The sequence below is a fragment of the Tengunoibacter tsumagoiensis genome (assembly GCF_003967535.1).
GTDB lineage: Bacteria > Chloroflexota > Ktedonobacteria > Ktedonobacterales > Ktedonobacteraceae > Tengunoibacter > Tengunoibacter tsumagoiensis.
Genome location: NZ_BIFR01000001.1, coordinates 4,837,562 through 4,857,377, shown reverse-complemented (window position 1 = coordinate 4,857,377; position 19,816 = coordinate 4,837,562). Strand labels below are relative to the sequence as shown.

Sequence of the window (19,816 nt, the reverse complement as noted above, 5' to 3'; positions counted from 1 at the left end):
CTATGCCTTTTTTCACAAAATGATGCCTTTGAAAGAGCACAACTATTTTTTTGTAAAAATTTAAGGTCCTGCCCTGTATCGAGAAACGCATCCTTGACGAGCGTACAGTTGTTCAGTATAATTAAGTCAGACTTGACTCAACGAAAGCGTAAAGAAGACATGTATAAGCAGCTAATGCTTCTGGGTCTGTTGCTTGCGCGGCCAATGTATGGTCAGCAGATACGAGAGGTCATAGAGACGCACCACGAGCTTTTTGCCAATCACATCAAAAAGCCAACCATCTATTACCAGTTAGAGAAGCTGGTTGCGGATGGTTACTTAGACTTGCGGCGAGAAGCAGTTGAGGCACCAGGTCCAGGTGCAGCCCATGAAGATGTTACGTTGCGTGAGCGCGACATGTACTATATAACAGCAGAGGGCCGTAGCTATTTTTATACGCTTTTGCGTTCAATGTTAAGCACCTATGCTCCAGGTTTTAGTGAACTGGAGGCCTGTATTTATTTTCTCAATCATCTGACGCCAGAGGAGGCTGAAACGCTCTTACGCGAGCGCCTGGAAAACCTTCTCAACCAGAAGACAGATCTCTTGCAGCAGACAGAGGGCTGCCAGGGGACAGATATCGCTCATCAACTGGTCTATGGTCATAAATTGGCATTGCTGGAGGCTGAAATAAACTGGCTGGAAAAGACGCTTCGTCAGCTTCCTACTACCTATGCTATGTTTCTTCATTCGCATCAATAAACACATCTTTTTCTACAATGAGAGGAAAGTGCTTTTTTTTCGCTGTTAAGTCAGATCTGACTTAACAGACGGGATGGATAACCTATGCAAAGAAAGTCGCGCTCGCCATTATTGCTGATGGCTTTAACAATCTTGATTGATTTTATTGGATTTGGCCTGATCATTCCTCTCTTACCCTTCTGGGCTGAGCATGTGGGGGCCACCCCGGTTGGAGTTGGCCTGATCCTGACCGTCTACGCTATCGCGCAATTTGTCTGTACGCCACTGTTAGGCAGCCTGTCAGATCGCTATGGGCGTAAGCCCGTTATCGTAGCCTCGCTGATCCTGGAAACATGTTCATTTGTGCTTACGGCGCTAGCGGGAAACTTGCCGTTGCTCTTATGTGCGCGTTTTCTGGGTGGAATTGGTGCCTCCAATATTGGGTCAGCGCAAGCTGTTGTCGCGGATGTCACAGACGCTAAGAATCGAGCTAGTGGAATGGGAATGATTGGGGCATCGATTGGACTGGGTTTTGTGATCGGGCCCTTATTGGGAGGAATCCTGGCACCTCTGGGAACCACCCTTCCATTCTGGGTTGCGGGTGGATTAGCGTTAATCAACGCCTTACTGGTGATCCTCTTTCTCCCTGAGACGCGTCAACAGCGAACTGGGAGTGCCGTGAGACAGAATCTCTTAAGAGGGTGGGGGAGCGTTCTTCATACGCCTGCTATTCTGACCTTAATCAGCGTCAATCTCTTGTTTACGCTGGCCTTCACCGCCATGGAGGCAGTCTTCTCCCTCTTCTCACAGAAGACCTTTGGATGGGGAGCCTCACAGAATGGGTACATATTTACCTATATAGGTATCATTATTGTCCTCATGCAAGGGGGTCTGGTTGGTCAACTTGTGAAACGTTGGAACGAGCGTGGAGTCATGTTAGTGGGCCTGTTGTTGCTGGCAGTGGGATTAATCATGCTGGCCTTTAGCCAGCAGTTTGCCTTGCTTTTAGTGAGTCTCGCATTATTAAGCATTGGCGAAGGAGCGGTTACGCCAACCGTCTCGACCCTCTTATCGTTTGCCAGTTCTCAGGAGAAGCAGGGAGAGATCCTGGGGCTTTCACAGGGTCTGGCTGGGCTGGGAAGAGCTGTAGGGCCGGTCGCAGCTGGCCTTGCCTACATGTTTTATCCCGGGACTCCCTTTATCATCGGTGGTATACTTGTGTTGCTGGCCTTTCTCGTAGCCGTGTCAAATCGCTCCCATCTGCACCAGCCTGTGCACTTGATGGGAGGAGAGCGTATTCCCGTCGGTGGAGAGATCAGCCACTAACAAGTCACAACAGCCATGTCAACGCATGAAAAGCCCTGTTGACATTCGTTTCAGCCAGAGGATAGAGCTATCCTCAAAGCGTCTGGCTACCTCTGATTCTCTATCAGATGTACCATTTATGATCTGTATTTATGATCTGTAAGGAGAAGGACTTCGATGGCATTACGTATTTCGAGCATGGTCTTGCGAATCTGCGGCCTGCTAGCTCTTATTCTTGGACTTATCTTCTGGATTGCTGGTATCAAAGGTGCGCTCGTCCCTGTGCATATGCTCCTGGGTCTCTTAATCGCCATTGCCCTCTGGGTTGAGGGTGGTGTCATTGCGACCGCTAAGGGTGGCAACATTGGTCTGGGGATAGCAGCCTTTGTCATTGGTGTACTACTGATCTGGCTGGGCCTGACCCAGGCCTCTCTGATGGTAGGTTCCTCGCACTGGATCATCCAGGTTCTTCACCTGCTTTTGGGCTTAATTGCCATTAGCCTGGGAGAAGCGATCACAGGTATCTACCGGAAACGCGTGCGCAAAGCCCTCTAAAAGGGACCATGTGAGACGGGAAGTGATCTTGTGGGACAGCCAGAAGCCCTGGCTGTCCTTTTTTGCTAACCAGGCCCCTTCTGCGCTCGTTTCGGCTATTGCCGAATGGCCGCTAATATGGTTTAATAAAAAGTGCTAAGAGTGCTAATGCTAGTTTCATAGTTTCCTGAAGGATTCAACTGATTGGAGGATTGCCGGTGAAGCACCAACAGAGATCGCAGCTTATTGGCATCTATCCAGGTAGTTTTGACCCATTAACCAACGGGCATCTGGATATTGCGCGGCGTGCAGCACAGCTCTGTGAGAGACTTGTGATCGCCGTCTATGCAACGCCATCGAAGAATCTGCTATTTACAGTTGAAGAGCGGGCGGCACTCTGGCAAAAGGTCATTGCAGAGGAGCAACTAGTCAACGTGCAAGTTGAGACGTTCACGGGTCTAACGATTGACTATGCGCGAGCGCGTGGCGCCACAGCGATCATCAAAGGGCTCCGTTCGTCAGCAGATTTTGAAGCTGAATTCAAACAGGGGTTAATGAATCGAAAATTGGCACCTGAGATCGAGACAATCTGTTTGTTTACCCATCTTGAACACCTTTTTATAAGTTCATCTCTGCTTAAAGAAGTGGCGCGTCTAGGTGGCGATGTCACCGACCTGCTTCCCACCACTGTCGCACGTGCCTTGCAGCAGAAATTGCATGGGGAGCCGCGTTAGAGCGATCACGAAGAGCGAAGCTCAGACAAAGCATACGGAGAGAGCCAGGGCTGCGTCCGGGGGGGACGCCGTGGCACGGGAAGGAAACAAGGCACAGTATGGATATACTTTATCTGGTCGATCGTCTGGAGAACCTTGTCGCCAGCAGCCGCAAAATGCCCCTGCTGAATCAGATCATCATCAAAGAGCCCGACATTTTAAATATTATTGATATGATGCGCACCTCGATCCCTGATGAGATCAAGCGAGCCCGACGAATTATCCAGGAGAAAGAGAACATTTTGGCGCAGGCGCAGTCGGATGCGACCGCCATTGTGGCGCGTGCTCGAGACGAGGCCGAACGGACCATGAGCCGAGAAGGGCTGCTCCGAGCAGCGGAGGAGCGCTCGCAAGAGATGGTGCGGCGAGCCAACGAGCAGGCTCAATCCATCATTCGTCGAGCTGAAGAGCGCACCGATCAACTGCAAAACGAAGCGGATGCCTATGCAACCGAGACCCTTCATGGCCTGCGGGAGCATCTTCTGAGCATCAACGGCGAGCTTGGGCGAACCATCATGAGCATCGAGCGAGGATTAGATAGCCTGGAGGATCAGAATACTCAGCAGCCAGATGGAGAAGAGAACGACCTGATTCCACCTCAGCAGACGGGTCCACAGCAACGGCGAGCCTCCCTTGCCGCCGATTCCATGGGGAGTTCTAATTATTCTGATTAAGAGCATTTGAGCCAAGAAAAGGGACAAGAGGGCCCTGGAAAACCAGAAACTGATAGACAGAACAAAGACTTGACACCCTTACAGACCTTGTCTATAATGAGCAAGCGCCTGCGGAGGACACGGGATCATTCACCTTGCGCCCGAAAGTATTTTACCGGCAAGAGATAGTACAAAAGGGTTCTCTAGTGTCTAATCACGCCAGTTGTTTGGAACATGCCGCGTGTTGAGTCATCACACGATCTGTTGTATTCTAGCATCAACCTGCCCGGAAACGAACAGATATTGTAGCGGTTCCCTTCAAACTGCTGAGGGTTGAAACTAGTGGAAAGGAAACATTTCCCATGATATATAATGTGGCGCAACTGATGAAAGCCCAGGTTGGCAACACCTACTCATCAGCTATTCATGAAGAACAGGTTCAACTCGACAGCGATCTCAACGTCATTGGCCCCATTGATGGCCATGTGCGTATGCGCCGTGTCAACCAGGGGCTTCTGGTCGATGGTTGGGTGGATCTGACCCTCGGGCTAACATGTACCCGCTGTTTAAAAGAATTTGAGCAGCTCATGCATGTGACCTTTGAGGAGCGCTTTTATCCAACGGTAGATGTGGTGACGGGTGCCCCACTTCCACCAATCGAGGAGGACGACGTGTTCTCTATCGATGAACACCATCAGGTCGATCTCACGGAGGCCATACGCCAGGCTGTGTTGCTCGCGGTTCCGATGGTGACACTGTGCAAAGAGGATTGCGCCGGGCTTTGTTCACAGTGTGGTCATGATCTCAACCTTGGCCCCTGCAATTGTGAGCCAGAGGGAGAGAGTCAATTTAACATCTTAAAAGATCTATTACCAATCAGTCAGATTCAAAACAACACACCACACGAGTAAGTAGACCTGATCAAGAACTCAGGGCACAATACTGGTGGAAGAGGAGAATACAGCAATGGGAGCCTTACCAAAACAGCGCATCTCGCATGCGCGCCAGGGCGAACGCCGCGCCCATCATCATCTTGACCTGCCGCAGTTGGTTGCTTGCCCACAGTGCAAGAAGCCTCGTCTGTCGCATCACGCTTGCCCAAATTGTGGCACCTATCGGGGTCGCCAGGTGTTTCTGCCAAAGAATCAGAAGTAGTGTAGAGGCAACAGGGTTGCTGATGCATACTTATAGATGTATTGTGGCTGGCTGACCCATCTATCCGGTCAATGGACGGATGGGTGGGTCATCTACCACAGAAGACCATCCATTCCAATCCGTTCTCGTTACTCTGAAAAGCTGGGGAAGCGAGCATATTTCAATAGTGAAGTGCATAATGATAACTACACAAGTCGCCTTTCTCTTTCCTGGACAAGGTAGCCAGGCGGTTGGTATGGGAGCAGATGTTTTTGCTGCATCTCCTGCGGCAAAGCAGGTTTTTGCCACCTTTGATCAGACCCTTGGTTTTGCGCTAAGTGAGCTCTGTTTTGCGGGGCCTGAAGAGACCCTCCGCTCGACCATCAATGCTCAGCCTGCTATTGTAGCTGTCAGCCTTGCCTACCTTGCGGCATTTCAAGAAGCACTCTCCTCCTCCTATTCTTCCTGGTCGATCCCTTTTACCCCTGCATATGTCGCGGGTCATAGTGTTGGCGAATGTTCGGCACTGGTGGCTGCGGGCGCGGTGGGTCTGAGCGGGGTTGCGCAGCTGGTGCGTGAACGTGGTCGTCTCATGCATGAAGAAGAGCTAGCCTGTCCGGGTGGGATGGCAGCGGTCATTGGACTGGATGAAGGAGTCTTGCAGGAGATCTGCCAGGAAGTTATTCAGGGATTGCAAGCGAGCGATGTGAGGCATCCGGGCCAGGGCCAGGTAATTATTGCCAATTACAACGCGCCCGGCCAGATTGTCCTCTCTGGCGAACAGCAGGCCCTTGAGGCAGCGCTTCAGATTGCGAAAGAGCGTGGAGCCAAGAAAGTCATCCCTCTGGCTGTAAGTGGAGCCTTTCATTCCCCAGTCATGGCCCCAGCCGTTGCACAGATGGCTCACTCACTCTCCGTTACAGCTATTCAGAATCCCCAGATCCCATTAATTGGTAATATTACAGCAACCCCTCTGACAAGTGTAGAGGAGCTACGTGAGGAGCTGGCGCAGCAAGTGGCGTCATCGGTGCAGTGGACCAGAACAATTGAGTATCTGGTCAGCCAGGGAGTGACCACCTTTTTTGAGATTGGGCCTGGTAAGGCTCTTGCTGGTATGAACAAGCGCATCGCCAAAGGGGCGACCACTATCAATATTAGCAGCGTCGCCGAGATTGAAAAGGCCGTTGAACTCGTTCGTGAGATGGGCCTGGTACAATAACTATATAATGGAGTACAGACATGTCTGAGACGAACGTAGTGCTGGCAGATCTTGCGGGACAGGTTGCACTTGTGACCGGGGGATCTCGTGGGATTGGGCGAGCGATTGCGCTGGAACTGGGGCGGCGTGGAGCCGATGTCTGTGTCAACTACTTAGGGAATGAAGCACGGGCTAAAGAGACGGTGGCAGAGATAGAGGCTTTTGGCGTAAAAGCACTGGCTATAGCGGCTGATGTAAGCAAGAGCGAAGATGTTGAACGACTCTTTCGCGAAGTAACCAGTACTCTTGGGTCAGTTTCGGTGCTTGTGAATAACGCAGGCATCACTCGTGATAACCTACTAGTGCGTTTGAGTGAGGACGATTGGGATAGTGTACTTGACACGAACCTAAAAAGCTCCTATCTTTGCTGTAAGGCGGCAGCGCGTTCAATGATTAGAGCCCGCAAAGGCTGTATCGTGAACATCGCCTCCGTCGTTGCTCTGGGTGGAAATCCAGGTCAGGCTAATTATACGGCGGCAAAGGGAGGCTTGATTGCACTGACCAAAACTCTGGCCATAGAGCTAGGGGGGCGGAATATTCGTGTTAATGCAGTAGCCCCTGGTTTTATCGAGACTGATATGACCGCTAATCTTACGAAGGAGGCTCATCAAGCGCTGGCCGGGCGCATTGTGCTTGGTCATCTGGGTGCCCCTGAAGATGTAGCAGCGGCCGTAGGTTTCCTCTGTTCGCCACCTGCGCGATACATCACAGGTCAGGTATTAAGCATTGATGGTGGTTTATCACTTACCTAAGAAGGAGGAAGCGTCATGGCAATAGAATCACAATCAACCGGAGTGGTACGGGTTGCCCGACCAGTACTTTCAACGATCGTGATTAACACTGCCTTGTTGATCCCTGGAGTTGTCAAGATGGCTCAGGTAAGTGATCAATGGCTACGCCTTCTGGGCCGCGAGGTTCCCAGGCAGGGGGTAGCATTAACGGTCAAAGATAATACCGTCTCGGCAGATCTCTATATTGTTGTAGAAGCAGGCTATAATATCGTCGAGGTTGGCAATGCCGTTCAAGAAGAGGTGGCAGCAGCCATCGATATGATGATCGGTATGCAGGTCCGAGAAGTTAATGTGTATATTCAAGATGTTGCTTAAGTAGATCCGACTTACTGACATCTGTCTGCTCTGCAAAGAACAAGACTCAAAGCTAGTCACAATGCGAGGATACTATGCCAGGGATACGCAGACAAGCGCGAATGATCGCACTGCAAACACTCTACGAATACGATATCACCAATCATACCCCCACAGAGGTCTTGCAGCGTCATGCCGAGGAGCGTAATCTGCATCCAAAGGTAGTAGAATACGCGAGCGAGCTAGTCGTGGGTGTGTATACACATGTGGCAGATATCGACGACCATATTCAGACCGCAGCCCGTGAATGGCCAATCCAGCAGATGGCCCGTATTGATAAAACCATTCTCAGGCTTGCAATCTATGAGATTCTGTTTAATAATACGGTACCAGCCAAGGCTGCTATTAATGAAGCGATAGAACTTGCCAAGACATTTGGCAGTGATACCTCTAGCCGATTTATTAATGGTGTCCTGGGTACAATATTTACGCGGGCTCAACAGCCCACCCCTAAAACTGAAAGCGAGGTGAAATAGAATGGCTACTATTCATGAGCGCCTGAAAAAAATTATCGTTGACCAGCTTGGTGTTGACGAGAGCGAAGTAGTTTCGAGCGCTTCTTTTGTTGAGGATCTGAATGCTGACTCCCTGGATCTGGTCGAATTGATCATGTCTCTGGAGGAGGAGTTCAAGCTCCAGATCTCTGACGAGGATGCAGAAAAGATTACAACGGTTCAAGAAGCCGAAGATTATATCGAAGAGCACTCCCGCTAATTTTTTTCATCCTTTCTGGTGCTCTCTCTCTTTTTTTGAGTGAGAGCAAACAGACGAATTTTTCTGGGCGACCATTACAGGTCGCCCCTTTCGCTATGTGTGGTTCTTTTTCTGATGGTCCCTGTCACAAACTCCTGGTGTCGTGCATCTAGTATACAGAGGCAGAATGAGTACGTTCGAACGTTCTGTCAATGTGAAAAGGGTTGTGTGTGGATATATTGCCTGCCACCCAAGCGGTTGAGGTGCTGATTCATGAATATTATAAGCTTGTCTTCCATACCATTTATGGGCTAACTGGGAATTGGGAAGAAAGTCAGGATCTGACTCAGGACACGTTTCAGCAGGCCCTGAAGTCTATTGATGCTGCTCGTGAGACGAGTGGTGTGGACTTTCATGCGAAGGCATGGCTATTGCGTATCGCTTTGAATACGGTCCGCATGCAGCGTCGGCGACGAGCGCTCTTTCGCTTTATTCCCTTTTCTTTGTTGCAGGATGCAAAGCAGCAGGGAGGGGATGAGAGTAGAGGGCTGGAAGGTATTCATGAGCAGGCTGCGCCGGTCCAGCCTCGTGGCTATGGCAAGACCGAGACAGACGATCCGGCATTCCTGGTTGCAGAGCAAGATGCTGTTCGGCGTACGATGGCGAAACTTCCTGAGAATCTGCGTATCTGCCTGTTGCTTTCTATTGTGAGTGATCTCTCAAATAGTGAGATTGCCGATCTCCTGGGATTGAAGGAAGCAGCAGTGCGGCAGCGCCTCTCGCGCGCTCGGCAGCAGTTTCGGCAAGTATATGCCTACGAAAGTGGGGATGAACTGGTGGAGTCACCAGCCAGTCGTCTGGAGGGAGAGAGCACTGAGCCCACCCGGACGACTGAGACTTCGGCCTCTCCTGATTCCTCACCCACTTACAAGGTTCAGAGGAGATCGATGCAGACTCATCAGCAGCGTTTCTCGTTGACAGATCTTCCTCCCAGATCAAGGAGCTTTTATGAACAACGACTCTCTTGAGACTTTATTAGGCCGTCACTATGGTCCATCTGCTCCGACGCCAGCCCATCTAGAGCAGCGGCTCGTTTCATCGCTCATGGTGGAGGCAGCGCAGCAGAATCGCCAGAGGCATGAGGCAGCACGTCTGCGGGAGTATCGCCTCAGTCGTCGTAGGGCTGTAAAGCTTGTGGCGATCGGGTCTGCTAGCCTGGGGCTTCTTAGTGCAGGCCTGGAGGGGATCCATCTCGCTGAGAGCAATATGTTTGGCCGGGAGTTAGCCCATCCAGTTCTATCATAGCACCGATCTGATGAGATCACTAGCGAACCCTGGATATATCAGGGTGCTATGTTGGTTCAAAAAGTGCTCTATGGACATCATTGAGGAACGCGTGACATTCTCAATGGAAAAGAAGAAAGGACCCTGTTGATGCCTATTGGTTTTCGTCCGCTTGATATTATCGTAATTGCGGTGGTTGCCCTCCTCATCTTTGGTCCCAAAAAATTGCCGGAGCTTAGCCGTTCGATCGGGGCCAGTATTCAGCAATTTAAAAAGGGCATTGATGATCTTAAAAATCCGGAGCCACAGGCGTCGGTTGAGCAACCGCTTCATAGGTCAGCCGCAGATCTCCGTTTAGAGCTAGAGGCTCTGGAGCGCGAGCTTGCCAACAAGCAAGCTGCCCCCATGTATCATGATGCTCCACACACTGAGAAAGCTCCCAACTTTGAATAAGTGCTGCTGTTAACAGGAGGTTTTTTTATGGCAACCAGTAACATTGGTCAGCAGCAGACCTCCCCATATGATGACTATACAGACCAGGAACGGAGACTTGAGGCGGAGATGGAGGCCTCGTCGATGTCTCTGGTCGATCACTTAGAAGAGCTACGGTGGCGTATCTTTAAATGTTTGATTGCGCTCGCTATAGGAGGCGTCATTGCCTTTATCTTCCGTGATCAGATCATGAATTTTTTGCAGGGTCCGTTGCCAAGCAGGGCCAATGCACTGCGTTCGGCTCATGGGAAACTTGTGGTGGTGGGATTAACTGAAGGCTTTACCATCACTTTGTTGGTCTCGCTTGCAGCAGGAACCGTTCTGGCCCTACCGGTCTTACTTTATCAGACCTGGGCTTTTATTGCGCCGGGACTCTATGATCACGAAAAGAAGTATGCGATTCCCTTTATCTTTATTGGGTTGGCGCTCTTTCTGGCGGGCTCTATCGTCTGTTACGCTATTCTCCGTTTCCCGATTGAATGGCTGATCTCGTTCTCTGGCAGCAATTTTACAGAACTGGTGACGGCTGATAATTACTTCTCATTTGTCGCTATCTTCTTGCTCATCTTTGGAATCGTCTTTGAGATGCCGCTTGTGTTAACCTTTCTCGCCAAGGTGGGGCTGATCTCTGAGCAGACATTGCGCAAGAAAAGATCTGTGGCCCATGTGGGAATGTGGTTGGCAGCCTGTTTTCTTACACCAGGAGCAGACTTTTATAGCCCACTCATTCTGGGTGTGGCGATGTCGATTCTGTATGAGTTAACGATTATTATCATCCATTTTACCGTCAAGGATGCTGTAGTGACGGCTTAAGAGGACGTTACCCTGTCACAATCAAGCAGGTTCATGCATCTTTCTAGAAAGAAGGATCGAAAGAAGGATCATAGCTTGCCTTGATTGGTTGGTTTTCAGATAATAGATCACTTCTCATAGGGTTGTTCTATATGAGCTGGTCCGACTACATTGTCGTAGGCAGAGAAGAAAGGACAAAATAGTATGGGTTTTCATCCTGAATTGATTGTCGTTCTGGTCGTAGCGCTTTTAATCTTTGGCCCCAAAAAGTTGCCAGAGATGGGGGCTGCGATTGGCAAAAGCGTCCAACAGTTCAAAAAAGGCATGGAAGACATGCAAAATAGTGCTCAGAAAGACGAAGAAGAGAAAGAGAGTGCCCGCTTACGTGAACTGGAGACTCTCGAGCGCGAGATTGCGGCCAGGAAAGCCTTGCTCGCCGCACAGGCTGTCTCTTCGACTGGCATAGAGGCAGATCTATCGACCTCCAGCGTTGCGGAGGTAGTCGAGAGACCTTCTCACTTCGAAGATGCAGATCTTCAATCCTCTGAAGTTCACATGCCTTTTCCTACCCAGTCTGACGACGCTGAGACGATTGTGATCAAGAAGCCCGTTGAGGTTGTCAGCACACATACGGTCCATCCAACGCAAGAGTAACCAGGATAGTGGCCGGTGTGGGAAATGTCTGTCACAAACAGCGAAGGCTACGCATCTTGCTAAGTAGAGTAGTAAACCAGACAAAAAAAGTATCCATGCGCGTCAGATTTCATTGCATATAGACAATAGTGTACGATTGCCTCCCTCCTTAGAGGAGCAGGGTAGAAGAAAGGAAACCAATCATGGGTTTTATGCGTCCTGAGTTAATTATCATCGTCGTCATCGCGCTCCTGATCTTTGGACCAAAGAAACTGCCAGAGATGGGCTCAGCAATTGGAAAGAGCATTAAAGAGTTCAAAAAAGGTGTTAACGAGATTCAGCAGCCCAAAGATAAAGAAGAGGATGTAAAGTCTGCGGATGCCTCACGTTTAGAGCTGGATGCGTTGGAGCGCGAGATCGCCGCCAAGAAAGCTGCGGTTGCGGCGCAGGAAGCTGCTGCCCAGCCAAAGTTTGATTAATCTACTACCACGAGCTTAGGAAAAAAAATGGCGACGAAGATAGAACAGGAACATGCTACGCTGCTGGATGATGGAGATGATGGCAACCGTGTCATGTCTCTGATCGACCATTTGGAAGAGCTCCGCTGGCGTATTTTCAAAGTCTTGATTGCAATTGTCGTGGGAGCAATTATAGCCTTTATCTTCCGCGACCAGATTATGGATTTCTTGCGCGCTCCACTGCCAACGCAGGCTAATGCTCTGGACCGTCAGGGTGATAATAAACTGGTGGTGATGGGCCTGACTGAAGGCTTTAGCGTAACCTTGCTGGTCTCACTTGTAACGGGACTGGTGCTGGCTCTGCCCATCCTGCTGTATCAGACCTGGGCGTTTATCTCACCAGGCCTGTATGCACGAGAGAAGAAGTATGCATTGCCATTTATCAGTCTTGGCATTGTGTTGTTCCTGATTGGCATTAGCCTGGGATATATTGTTCTGCGTTATCCAGTAGAGTGGTTGGTCTCCTTTGGGTCGGCAAACTTTACAGAGCTGGTGACAGCGAGTAGCTACTTTTCGTTTGTGGCAATCTTTATTCTCGTCTTTGGTCTGGTATTTGAACTGCCACTGGTCCTGACGTTTATGGCGAAGGTTGGAATCGTTTCTGGTGAGACGCTGCGTAAGAAGCGTTCAATTGCTCATGTGGTCATGTGGATTGCATCCTGTTTTCTGACGCCAGGTGCAGATATCTATAGCCCCTTGATTATTGGTGTCTCCCTTTCGCTCCTGTACGAACTGACGATTATCTTTATTCGCTTCACGATTAAGGATGAGATCATAGCTGAGTAGACGTTCATGAAAGGGTTTCACCACCCTGTATGACACGTTTATTTTCAGAAGAGGTTTCACAAAAAAATTGCCACCTGGAATGCTTAAAGCTTCCAGGGGCAATTTTTTTTGTCAGAACTTTGCTCCTCTGAGTTCTTGAAAAGCAGCCGTTCCTCAAAAATTTTAGATGGCTATCGCTACTCGATTAATTTGTAGTAATCACCAGCTGCGGTTGATTGGAACTGCTCTCACGAGAAGCGAAGCCACTCCAGCCGTTCACCGAGGTGCTAATGGCCAGGCTAACCTGTCCACCCGAGAGCCGGCTCTTAACAAATTTCGTGACATCGATCTCGATATAGCCTGTCTTATTAGAAGAGACTGTCGTAATCGTGCTGCCAACTCCAGGAAGGGTGCTGGCATCGGTTTCCGACCAGGAATCATTGGTAACCTGATGGACAGTCACTTTGAGTTTTCCCTGGCCTACATCATTGCGATAGATTCGCAGCTTGGCTGATGTGATGTTGCTCGGGACAGATGAGAGATTGAACTTCAGGTAGGAATTGGTGTACAGGCTGGCATTGAGATAGGTTAAGGACCCTGCATCGGCGGCCCAATCATCACGATCAGCGGTAGGATTCAGGGTTGTTTTACCCTTACCACCACCGTTGCCGCTGTTGCCACCAGTACTGCCACCGTTGCCGCTGTTACCACCAGTACTGCCACCGTTGCCGCTGTTACCACCAGTACTGCCACCGTTCCCACCATTGCCGCCATTACCACCGCCGTTCCCGCCATTACCACCGTTCCCGCCATTGTCGCCAGCGGTTCCGGTATCGCCATAGACGAAGCCATTGCCCGAGAAGCCGACATAGACGCGCCCAGCCACGTTCATATCGCCAGTGACCACCTGCACATTATCATAGATGCCGGCAGGAGCTGTTGAGATGAGATCCCAGGTTGCACCTTTGTCGCCAGAGCGCCAGATGCCCCACTGATTGTTGATCTTCGCATTGGCATACACTGCCGGGTAGGCTGCACCAGCCAGAGGAGCACCAAAGCCGAAGGCATGGGATTCCTGAATGGCTGCGATCTTCGTCCAGTGATCGCCCTTATCCTCTGTATAGGAGATACCACCCTGAGCCGTACTGGACCAGACATTGCCAGCATGACCAGGAACAGCATGGATCTGACTGAAGACCCAACCATCACCACCCCCCTGAGGTGCGCTGGCAGCCTGTGTCCAGGTTTGCCCACTATTGGTGGAGCGATAGAATGCACCGCCTGTGCTATAGATGTAGAAGGAGCCATCCACCTTGTCGGATGCCAACAGTTTGAGCTGGCTGAGGTAGTACTGAACATGTAAGCCGGTGACATTATTGAAGAAAGGCAAGGGATTCCAGGTTGCGCCTCGGTCCGTTGAGACATAAGGAGCGCGACCGTACGTGGGTAGGCGCACAATATTGTTGGTATCGGTTGCCGAGACTGCGATATTGCCTGCGAAGCGATCGTTGGACGTGCTGGTTCCGCTAAAGGGCGTCCATGTTTTTCCGCCATCGGTTGAGTAGCCACTGTAATCGGGATTGAGAAAGCGATGGTCAGAGACCACATTGACCAGGAACTGAGGATGCTGTCCACTATAATCCAGATTCCAGCCACTGGAGAACTTGTCGTTCATCAGTTCGCCCTGTGGATACTGATCAGGACTGGCGTGGTAGAAGCCCTGGCGATCCCAGTTGGTATTGACCGGCTGGCCGCCCGGAGGAGCCACCAGATCGGTAGAGACCATCTCTTCAATGCCTTTGCTCACAAAGTTCCAGGCAATATTCGAGCCACTGAGGCCATCTGCCCGCCAGACGCCAGTGCCCTGACCGAACCAGAGGCGATCCTTGACCTGGGGATCAAAGATGATGTTCCCAACGCTCAGCCAATTCGACTCATCGCTATTGGTGATCCAGGGGATATTGGGGGATGCGAGTGAAATATTCAGCGTATCCCAGCTTGCTCCGCCATTCGTGGTGCGATAGAGATGACCGCCACTAACAGGCGAGGTGCCAGCGATGATGCGCTGAGGATTGAATGGATCGACGCTTACCGTCAGGTAGTTCGGATTACCGGATGGGCTAACGTCAGCCCAGGAATTGGAAGAAGGAGTATAGCGACGGATATGAGCATCGGTGATCGAGAAGTAGGCCTGGCCATCACTGCCAATGTCGCCTGCCTCGATGGTCTGAGTGGTGGGATAGATGTTCGTCCAGCTATTGCCACCATCATTGCTCATGTAGACGCCCGAGCCAGCGACAGCGGCGTAGATGCGCTGCGTCGCGCCATTGACAACCGAGCTGGTGGGATCGAAGGCCACAAACTTAATGCCTGCGGGATTGTTATCACCAGAGGTATAGACAACGGGGACTTGAGAGATCTGTGTCCAGTTCTGGCCACCATCGGTTGTGCGCCACAGACCCATATTGCGCGACCCGAAGTAGACGATATTTTCATTGTTGGGATCGATAACCAGACGCTCGCTTTCCTGACGATTATCGGCATTACCGTTAATCTTCCAGCGCTGCCCATTATCGGTCCAGGTTTTGCCCTGGTTCGTACTTTTCAGGATACGACCGCTGGGAGTATCATTGGTGAAATCGTAGGTGATGCCCACCGCAGCATAGACTACCTGATTATTGGATTTGCTGGTAGCAACGCTCTCAACTTGATAATCGGATGGGGTAGGATTGGGCACAGCATCCGCAACCAGCAATTGTGTCCAGGTCTGGGTGCTTTCATTCCATTTGTACAGACCACCGACATCCGCACGAGCATACAACAGGTTGGGAGTTGTGGGTTGAGCAACGATGCCAGTGATCCAGCCGCCACCACCGATTTTGAGTTGTTTCCAATTGTAAGTAGTTGTAGGATTATCAGCATGAACGAGGATACTTGGTAATTTGACTGCAATGACAACAGCTATCAGTATAATAGCCAGCAAGAAACCTGATACCAGGAACTTTGCACGATTTTTGTGCATAGAAGACATCCTCCTTGAACAATACTAAAAAAACGGTAGGAAAGTTATAAAAAATTGTAGAATAAGCCAATGAAAGTCGATAATCTTTCCTGAACCTGTAACAAGAGATTAAAAAGCTAAAAGATTTCTGGATACTTTCGCATCCATAATTGTGAATGAGCATCACCCCCTTTCACAGAGATAGAACAATCATAAAAATATATTTATCCAGACGAAACATGTGCTGATCCTAAGAATTAACTCCACATGTTAAGAGAACTCTACGAGATAAATAGATTTTATTGAGCATCTTTTTTATGTTAACATAAGTATACGGAGGTGGTTTTTTGCTGTCAAGCATAGGGGGGGAAGTAGGTAAAATGGTACATTTTGACGAGGGACGTGTCGTATTATGTAGCAATGAAGGGAGAAGAAAAAAGTTTTGAGATTGCGATGTATACTAATATAAATGGGAATGAGTATTGTTTTGTAGAATTATGCAGAGGTGATTTTAGCATAAATATGAATTTTTACTAATAAAATTGTATATATAGTAAATACTGCAATCTTTGAATGTAATCTAAATGAAACAGAAGCATATTTCGTTTTTGCAACGAAATATGCTTCTGTTTGCTTCTTCTTGTATGAGATTTACCTATCTGGTAGCTAGAAACGATAGCAGGAGGGATGTATACAGTCATCAGGCTGACGTTAGATCTGAGCTAGCAACAGTTGAGGAATTGATTGATGAGGATATATATGCAACAGGCCCTCTGACGCTGGCTACTGCTTTGTATTCAGCAGTCCAGGGTCAGAAGGCCTGTTGTCTTTAGCTACCTCTCCTTGATCGTCTCCTCGCTCTCAAGAGAAAGGAGAGAATCAAGGTTAGAGGGAGGGTTGTTGATTAATTGGTAATAACCACCAGTTGGGGTTTATTGGTGCTGCTCTCACGAGAAGCGAAGCCTGTCCAACCACCTGCCGAGGTACTGATAGCCAGACTGACCTGACCGCCTGAGAGCCGGCTCTTGACAAAGCTTGTGACATCAAACTCGACATAGCCAGTTGCATTGGAAGAGGTTGTCGTAATCGTGCTACCAACCGCAGGGAGGGTGCTAGCATCGGTTTCCGACCAGGAATCATTCGTGACCTGAGAAACAGTCACGGTCAGATTCCCCTGTCCTACATCATTGCGATAGACCCGCAACTTAGCTGACGAGACGTTGCCTGAGATTGACGAGAGATTGAACTTCAGGTAGGACGTAGTGTACTGACTGACATTGAGGTAGGTCTCTGAACCAGTATCAGAGGACCAGTTATCACGATCAGCGCCAGGGACGAGCGATGTGGTTTTTGGAGACGGTGTAGGTGTGGGTGTGGCTGTGCTGGCTGTAGTAACTACCAGCTGGGGTTGATTGGTGCTGCTCTCACGAGAAGCAAAGCCCGTCCAACCACCAGCTGAGGTATTAATTGCCAGACTGACCTGTCCACCAGAGAGCCGGCTCTGGACAAAGCTCGTGACATCAAATTCAACATAGCCAGTTGCGTTAGAAGCGGTCGTCGTAATCGTGCTACCAACTCCAGGAAGGCTGCTGGAACTGTTTTCTGTCCAGGAATCATTGGTAACCTGATGAGCATTCACCGTCAGGTTTCCCTGTCCTGTATCATTGCGATAGACTCGCAGCTTGGCCGACGAGATGGTGCCTGAGACAGATGAGAGATTGAACTTCAGGTAGGAATTGGTATACTGGCTGGCATTGAGATAGGTCTCAGAACCAGTATCAGAGGACCAATCATCACGATCAGCAGTAGGATTCAGGGTTGTGCTGGTCGAACCGCCACCGCCATTACCACCAGTGCTTCCGGTATCGCCATAGACGAAGCCATTGCCCGAGAAGCCGACATAGACGCGTCCCGCCACGTTCATATCGCCAGTGACCACCTGCACATTATCATAGATGCCGGCAGGAGCTGTTGAGACGAGATCCCAGGTTGCACCTTTGTCGCCAGAGCGCCAGATGCCCCACTGATTGTTGATCTTCGCATTGGCATACACTGCCGGGTAGGATGCACCCGCTAGAGGAGCACCAAAGCCGAAGGCATGGGATTCCTGAATGGCTGCGATCTTCGTCCAGTGATCGCCCTTATCCTCTGTATAGGAGATACCACCCTGAGCCGTACTGGACCAGACACTGCCAGCATGACCAGGAACAGCATGGATCTGACTGAAGACCCAGGCATCATTGCCACCCTGAGGTGCGCTGGCAGCCTGTGTCCAGGTTTGCCCACTATTGGTAGAGCGATAGAATGCGCCACTCGAGCTATAGATGTAGAAGGAGCCATCGACCTTGTCGGATGCCAACAATTTGAGCTGGCTGAGGTAGTACTGAACATGTAAGCCGGTGACATTATTGAAGAAAGGCAAGGGATTCCAGGTTGCGCCTCGGTCCGTTGAGACATAAGGAGCGCGACCGTACGTGGGCAGGCGTACAATATTGTTGGTATCGGTGGCCGAGACCGCGATATTGCCCGCGAAGCGATCGTTGGACGTGCTGGTTCCGCTAAAGGGCGTCCATGTTTTTCCGCCATCGGTTGAGTAGCCACTGTAATCGGGATTGAGAAAGCGATGGTCAGAGACCACATCCACCAGGAACTGAGGATTCTGGCCACTATAATCCAGATCCCAACCGCTGGAGAACTTGTCGTTTGTCAGTTCGCCCTGTGGATACTGATCAGGATTGGCGTGGTAGAAGCCCTGGCGATCCCAGTTGGTATTGACCGGCTGGCCACCCGGAGGAGCCACCAGATCAGTCGAGACCATCTCTTCAATGCCTTTGCTCACAAAGTTCAGAGTAAAGCTTGAGCCACTGAGGCCGTCGGCGCGGAAGACGCCAGTGCCCTCACCGAACCAGAGGCGATCTTGAACCTTAGGATCAAAGATGATGTTACCGACGCTCAGCCAGTTATATTCATCGCTATTAGTTATCCAGGGAATATCAGCAGAGGCCAAAGATACATTGATTGTATCCCAACTTGTGCCACCATTCGTGGTGCGATAGAGGTGACCGCCACTGACTGGAGCCGTACCAGCGATGATGCGCTGAGGATTGAATGGATCGACGCTTACCGTCAGGTAGTTCGGATTACCGGACGGGCTAACGTCAGCCCAGGAATTGGAAGAAGGCGTGTAGCGACGGATATGGCCATCGGTGATCGAGAAGTAGGCCTGGCCATCACTGCCAATGTCGCCTGCTTCGATCGACTGACTGGTGGGATAGATGTTCGTCCAGCTATTGCCACCATCATTGCTTATGTAGACACCTGAGCCAGCAACACCAGCATAGATGCGCTGCGTCACGCCATTGACAACCGAACTGGTGGGATCGAAGGCCACAAACTTAACGCCTGCGGGATTGTTATCACCAGAGGTATAGACAACGGGGACCTGAGAGATCTGCGTCCAGTTCTGGCCACCATCGATTGTGCGCCACAGACCCATATTGCGCGACCCGAAGTAGACGATATTTTCGTTGTTGGGATCGATGACCAGACGCTCGCTTTCCTGACGATTATCGGCGTTACCGTTAATCTTCCAGCGCTGTCCATTATCGGTCCAGGTCTGTCCCTGGTTCGTACTTTTCAGGATACGACCGCTGGGAGTATCATTGGTGAAATCGTAGGTGATACCCACCGCAGCATAGACTACCTGATTATTAGATTTGCTGGTAGCAACGCTCTCAACTTGATAATCGGATGAGGTAGGATTGGGCACAGCACCAGCGACCAGCAATTGCGTCCAGGCCTGGGTACTCTCATTCCATTTGTACAGACCACCGACATCCGCACGAGCATACAACAGGTTGGGAGTTGTGGGTTGAGCAACGATGCCAGTGATCCAGCCGCCACCACCGATTTTGAGCTGTTTCCAATTATACGTATTGGAGATATCAGCGGCGTGAGCAGAGGGAGTTGGAAACTTTACAGTCACGATAAGTGCCAGGATTACGACCGAGATTAATAGCCCTGACGCCAGGACTTTTGCACGAACTTTGTGCATAGAGTATATCCTCCTTGAAAGGTATCGAAACATGGGCGCTTGTGCGATAGAGGGAACTGCAT

At 50.3% G+C, this 19,816-nt stretch carries 21 protein-coding genes; 19 read left to right on the top strand and 2 right to left on the bottom strand.

Features of this window, described 5'->3' with window-relative positions; translation table 11 throughout:
• Nucleotides 1-159 precede the first annotated feature (159 nt).
• From EL628_RS19010 to tatC (EL628_RS18920), 19 genes are all read left to right on the top strand, one after another.
• Complete coding sequence (locus EL628_RS19010; RefSeq protein WP_126581486.1) at nucleotides 160-741, top strand: PadR family transcriptional regulator; 582 nt, start codon at nucleotides 160-162, stop codon at nucleotides 739-741.
• 84 nt (nucleotides 742-825) lie between these two features.
• The gene (locus tag EL628_RS19005; protein WP_126581485.1) at nucleotides 826-2,046 is read left to right on the top strand and encodes an MFS transporter; all 1,221 of its coding nucleotides are present in this window, start codon (nucleotides 826-828) and stop codon (nucleotides 2,044-2,046) included.
• A gap of 156 nt (nucleotides 2,047-2,202) precedes the next feature.
• Complete coding sequence (locus EL628_RS19000) at nucleotides 2,203-2,580, top strand: hypothetical protein (RefSeq protein ID WP_126581484.1); 378 nt, start codon at nucleotides 2,203-2,205, stop codon at nucleotides 2,578-2,580.
• A 197-nt stretch (nucleotides 2,581-2,777) separates the two neighbouring features.
• Entirely contained in the window at nucleotides 2,778-3,293 is a 516-nt protein-coding gene (coaD, locus tag EL628_RS18995) for a pantetheine-phosphate adenylyltransferase (protein ID WP_126581483.1), read from the top strand.
• A gap of 98 nt (nucleotides 3,294-3,391) precedes the next feature.
• On the top strand, nucleotides 3,392-4,006 hold the full coding sequence (locus EL628_RS18990; RefSeq protein WP_126581482.1) for a hypothetical protein: 615 nt from the start codon (nucleotides 3,392-3,394) through the stop codon (nucleotides 4,004-4,006).
• Nucleotides 4,007-4,347: 341 nt separating this feature from the next.
• Complete coding sequence (locus tag EL628_RS18985; RefSeq protein WP_126581481.1) at nucleotides 4,348-4,896, top strand: YceD family protein; 549 nt, start codon at nucleotides 4,348-4,350, stop codon at nucleotides 4,894-4,896.
• 55 nt (nucleotides 4,897-4,951) lie between these two features.
• Nucleotides 4,952-5,140 carry a 50S ribosomal protein L32 gene (gene rpmF, locus EL628_RS18980; RefSeq protein ID WP_126581480.1) on the top strand — a complete coding sequence of 63 codons (189 nt, stop codon included), beginning with the start codon at nucleotides 4,952-4,954 and terminating at the stop codon, nucleotides 5,138-5,140.
• Between the two features lie 178 nt (nucleotides 5,141-5,318).
• A complete protein-coding gene (gene fabD / locus EL628_RS18975) occupies nucleotides 5,319-6,338 on the top strand; it encodes an ACP S-malonyltransferase (protein ID WP_126581479.1) in 1,020 nt (339 codons plus the stop codon).
• Nucleotides 6,339-6,358: 20 nt separating this feature from the next.
• On the top strand, nucleotides 6,359-7,129 hold the full coding sequence (fabG, locus tag EL628_RS18970) for a 3-oxoacyl-[acyl-carrier-protein] reductase (RefSeq protein WP_126581478.1): 771 nt from the start codon (nucleotides 6,359-6,361) through the stop codon (nucleotides 7,127-7,129).
• A gap of 15 nt (nucleotides 7,130-7,144) precedes the next feature.
• Entirely contained in the window at nucleotides 7,145-7,483 is a 339-nt protein-coding gene (locus EL628_RS18965; protein WP_126581477.1) for an Asp23/Gls24 family envelope stress response protein, read from the top strand.
• Nucleotides 7,484-7,557: 74 nt separating this feature from the next.
• Nucleotides 7,558-7,998 carry a transcription antitermination factor NusB gene (gene nusB, locus EL628_RS18960; protein WP_126581476.1) on the top strand — a complete coding sequence of 147 codons (441 nt, stop codon included), beginning with the start codon at nucleotides 7,558-7,560 and terminating at the stop codon, nucleotides 7,996-7,998.
• 1 nt (nucleotide 7,999) lies between these two features.
• Nucleotides 8,000-8,236, top strand: a complete 237-nt coding sequence (gene acpP, locus EL628_RS18955; protein ID WP_126581475.1) for an acyl carrier protein — start codon at nucleotides 8,000-8,002, stop codon at nucleotides 8,234-8,236.
• A 209-nt stretch (nucleotides 8,237-8,445) separates the two neighbouring features.
• On the top strand, nucleotides 8,446-9,243 hold the full coding sequence (locus EL628_RS18950; protein WP_161975607.1) for an RNA polymerase sigma factor: 798 nt from the start codon (nucleotides 8,446-8,448) through the stop codon (nucleotides 9,241-9,243).
• A complete protein-coding gene (locus tag EL628_RS18945; RefSeq protein ID WP_126581473.1) occupies nucleotides 9,224-9,520 on the top strand; it encodes a hypothetical protein in 297 nt (98 codons plus the stop codon). The genes EL628_RS18950 and EL628_RS18945 overlap by 20 nt, the downstream gene beginning before the upstream one ends.
• Nucleotides 9,521-9,649: 129 nt before the next feature.
• Complete coding sequence (locus EL628_RS30840; protein WP_126581472.1) at nucleotides 9,650-9,952, top strand: Sec-independent protein translocase subunit TatA/TatB; 303 nt, start codon at nucleotides 9,650-9,652, stop codon at nucleotides 9,950-9,952.
• A gap of 27 nt (nucleotides 9,953-9,979) precedes the next feature.
• Nucleotides 9,980-10,804, top strand: a complete 825-nt coding sequence (gene tatC / locus EL628_RS18935; protein WP_126581471.1) for a twin-arginine translocase subunit TatC — start codon at nucleotides 9,980-9,982, stop codon at nucleotides 10,802-10,804.
• A gap of 183 nt (nucleotides 10,805-10,987) precedes the next feature.
• Entirely contained in the window at nucleotides 10,988-11,437 is a 450-nt protein-coding gene (locus tag EL628_RS18930) for a Sec-independent protein translocase subunit TatA/TatB (RefSeq protein WP_126581470.1), read from the top strand.
• A 182-nt stretch (nucleotides 11,438-11,619) separates the two neighbouring features.
• Nucleotides 11,620-11,895: a Sec-independent protein translocase subunit TatA/TatB gene (locus tag EL628_RS30835; RefSeq protein ID WP_126581469.1), complete on the top strand. Its 276-nt coding sequence runs from the start codon at nucleotides 11,620-11,622 to the stop codon at nucleotides 11,893-11,895.
• Nucleotides 11,896-11,922: 27 nt separating this feature from the next.
• Entirely contained in the window at nucleotides 11,923-12,720 is a 798-nt protein-coding gene (tatC, locus tag EL628_RS18920; protein WP_126581468.1) for a twin-arginine translocase subunit TatC, read from the top strand.
• A gap of 184 nt (nucleotides 12,721-12,904) precedes the next feature.
• Here the strand turns inward: tatC (EL628_RS18920) and EL628_RS18915 are convergent, their stop codons facing one another.
• Both EL628_RS18915 and EL628_RS18910 read right to left on the bottom strand, forming a co-directional pair.
• Nucleotides 12,905-15,721, bottom strand: coding sequence for a CBM96 family carbohydrate-binding protein (locus EL628_RS18915; protein WP_126581467.1), 2,817 nt, complete (start codon nucleotides 15,719-15,721; stop codon nucleotides 12,905-12,907).
• An 883-nt stretch (nucleotides 15,722-16,604) separates the two neighbouring features.
• Nucleotides 16,605-19,754, bottom strand: coding sequence for a CBM96 family carbohydrate-binding protein (locus EL628_RS18910; protein ID WP_161975606.1), 3,150 nt, complete (start codon nucleotides 19,752-19,754; stop codon nucleotides 16,605-16,607).
• Nucleotides 19,755-19,816 lie beyond the last annotated feature (62 nt).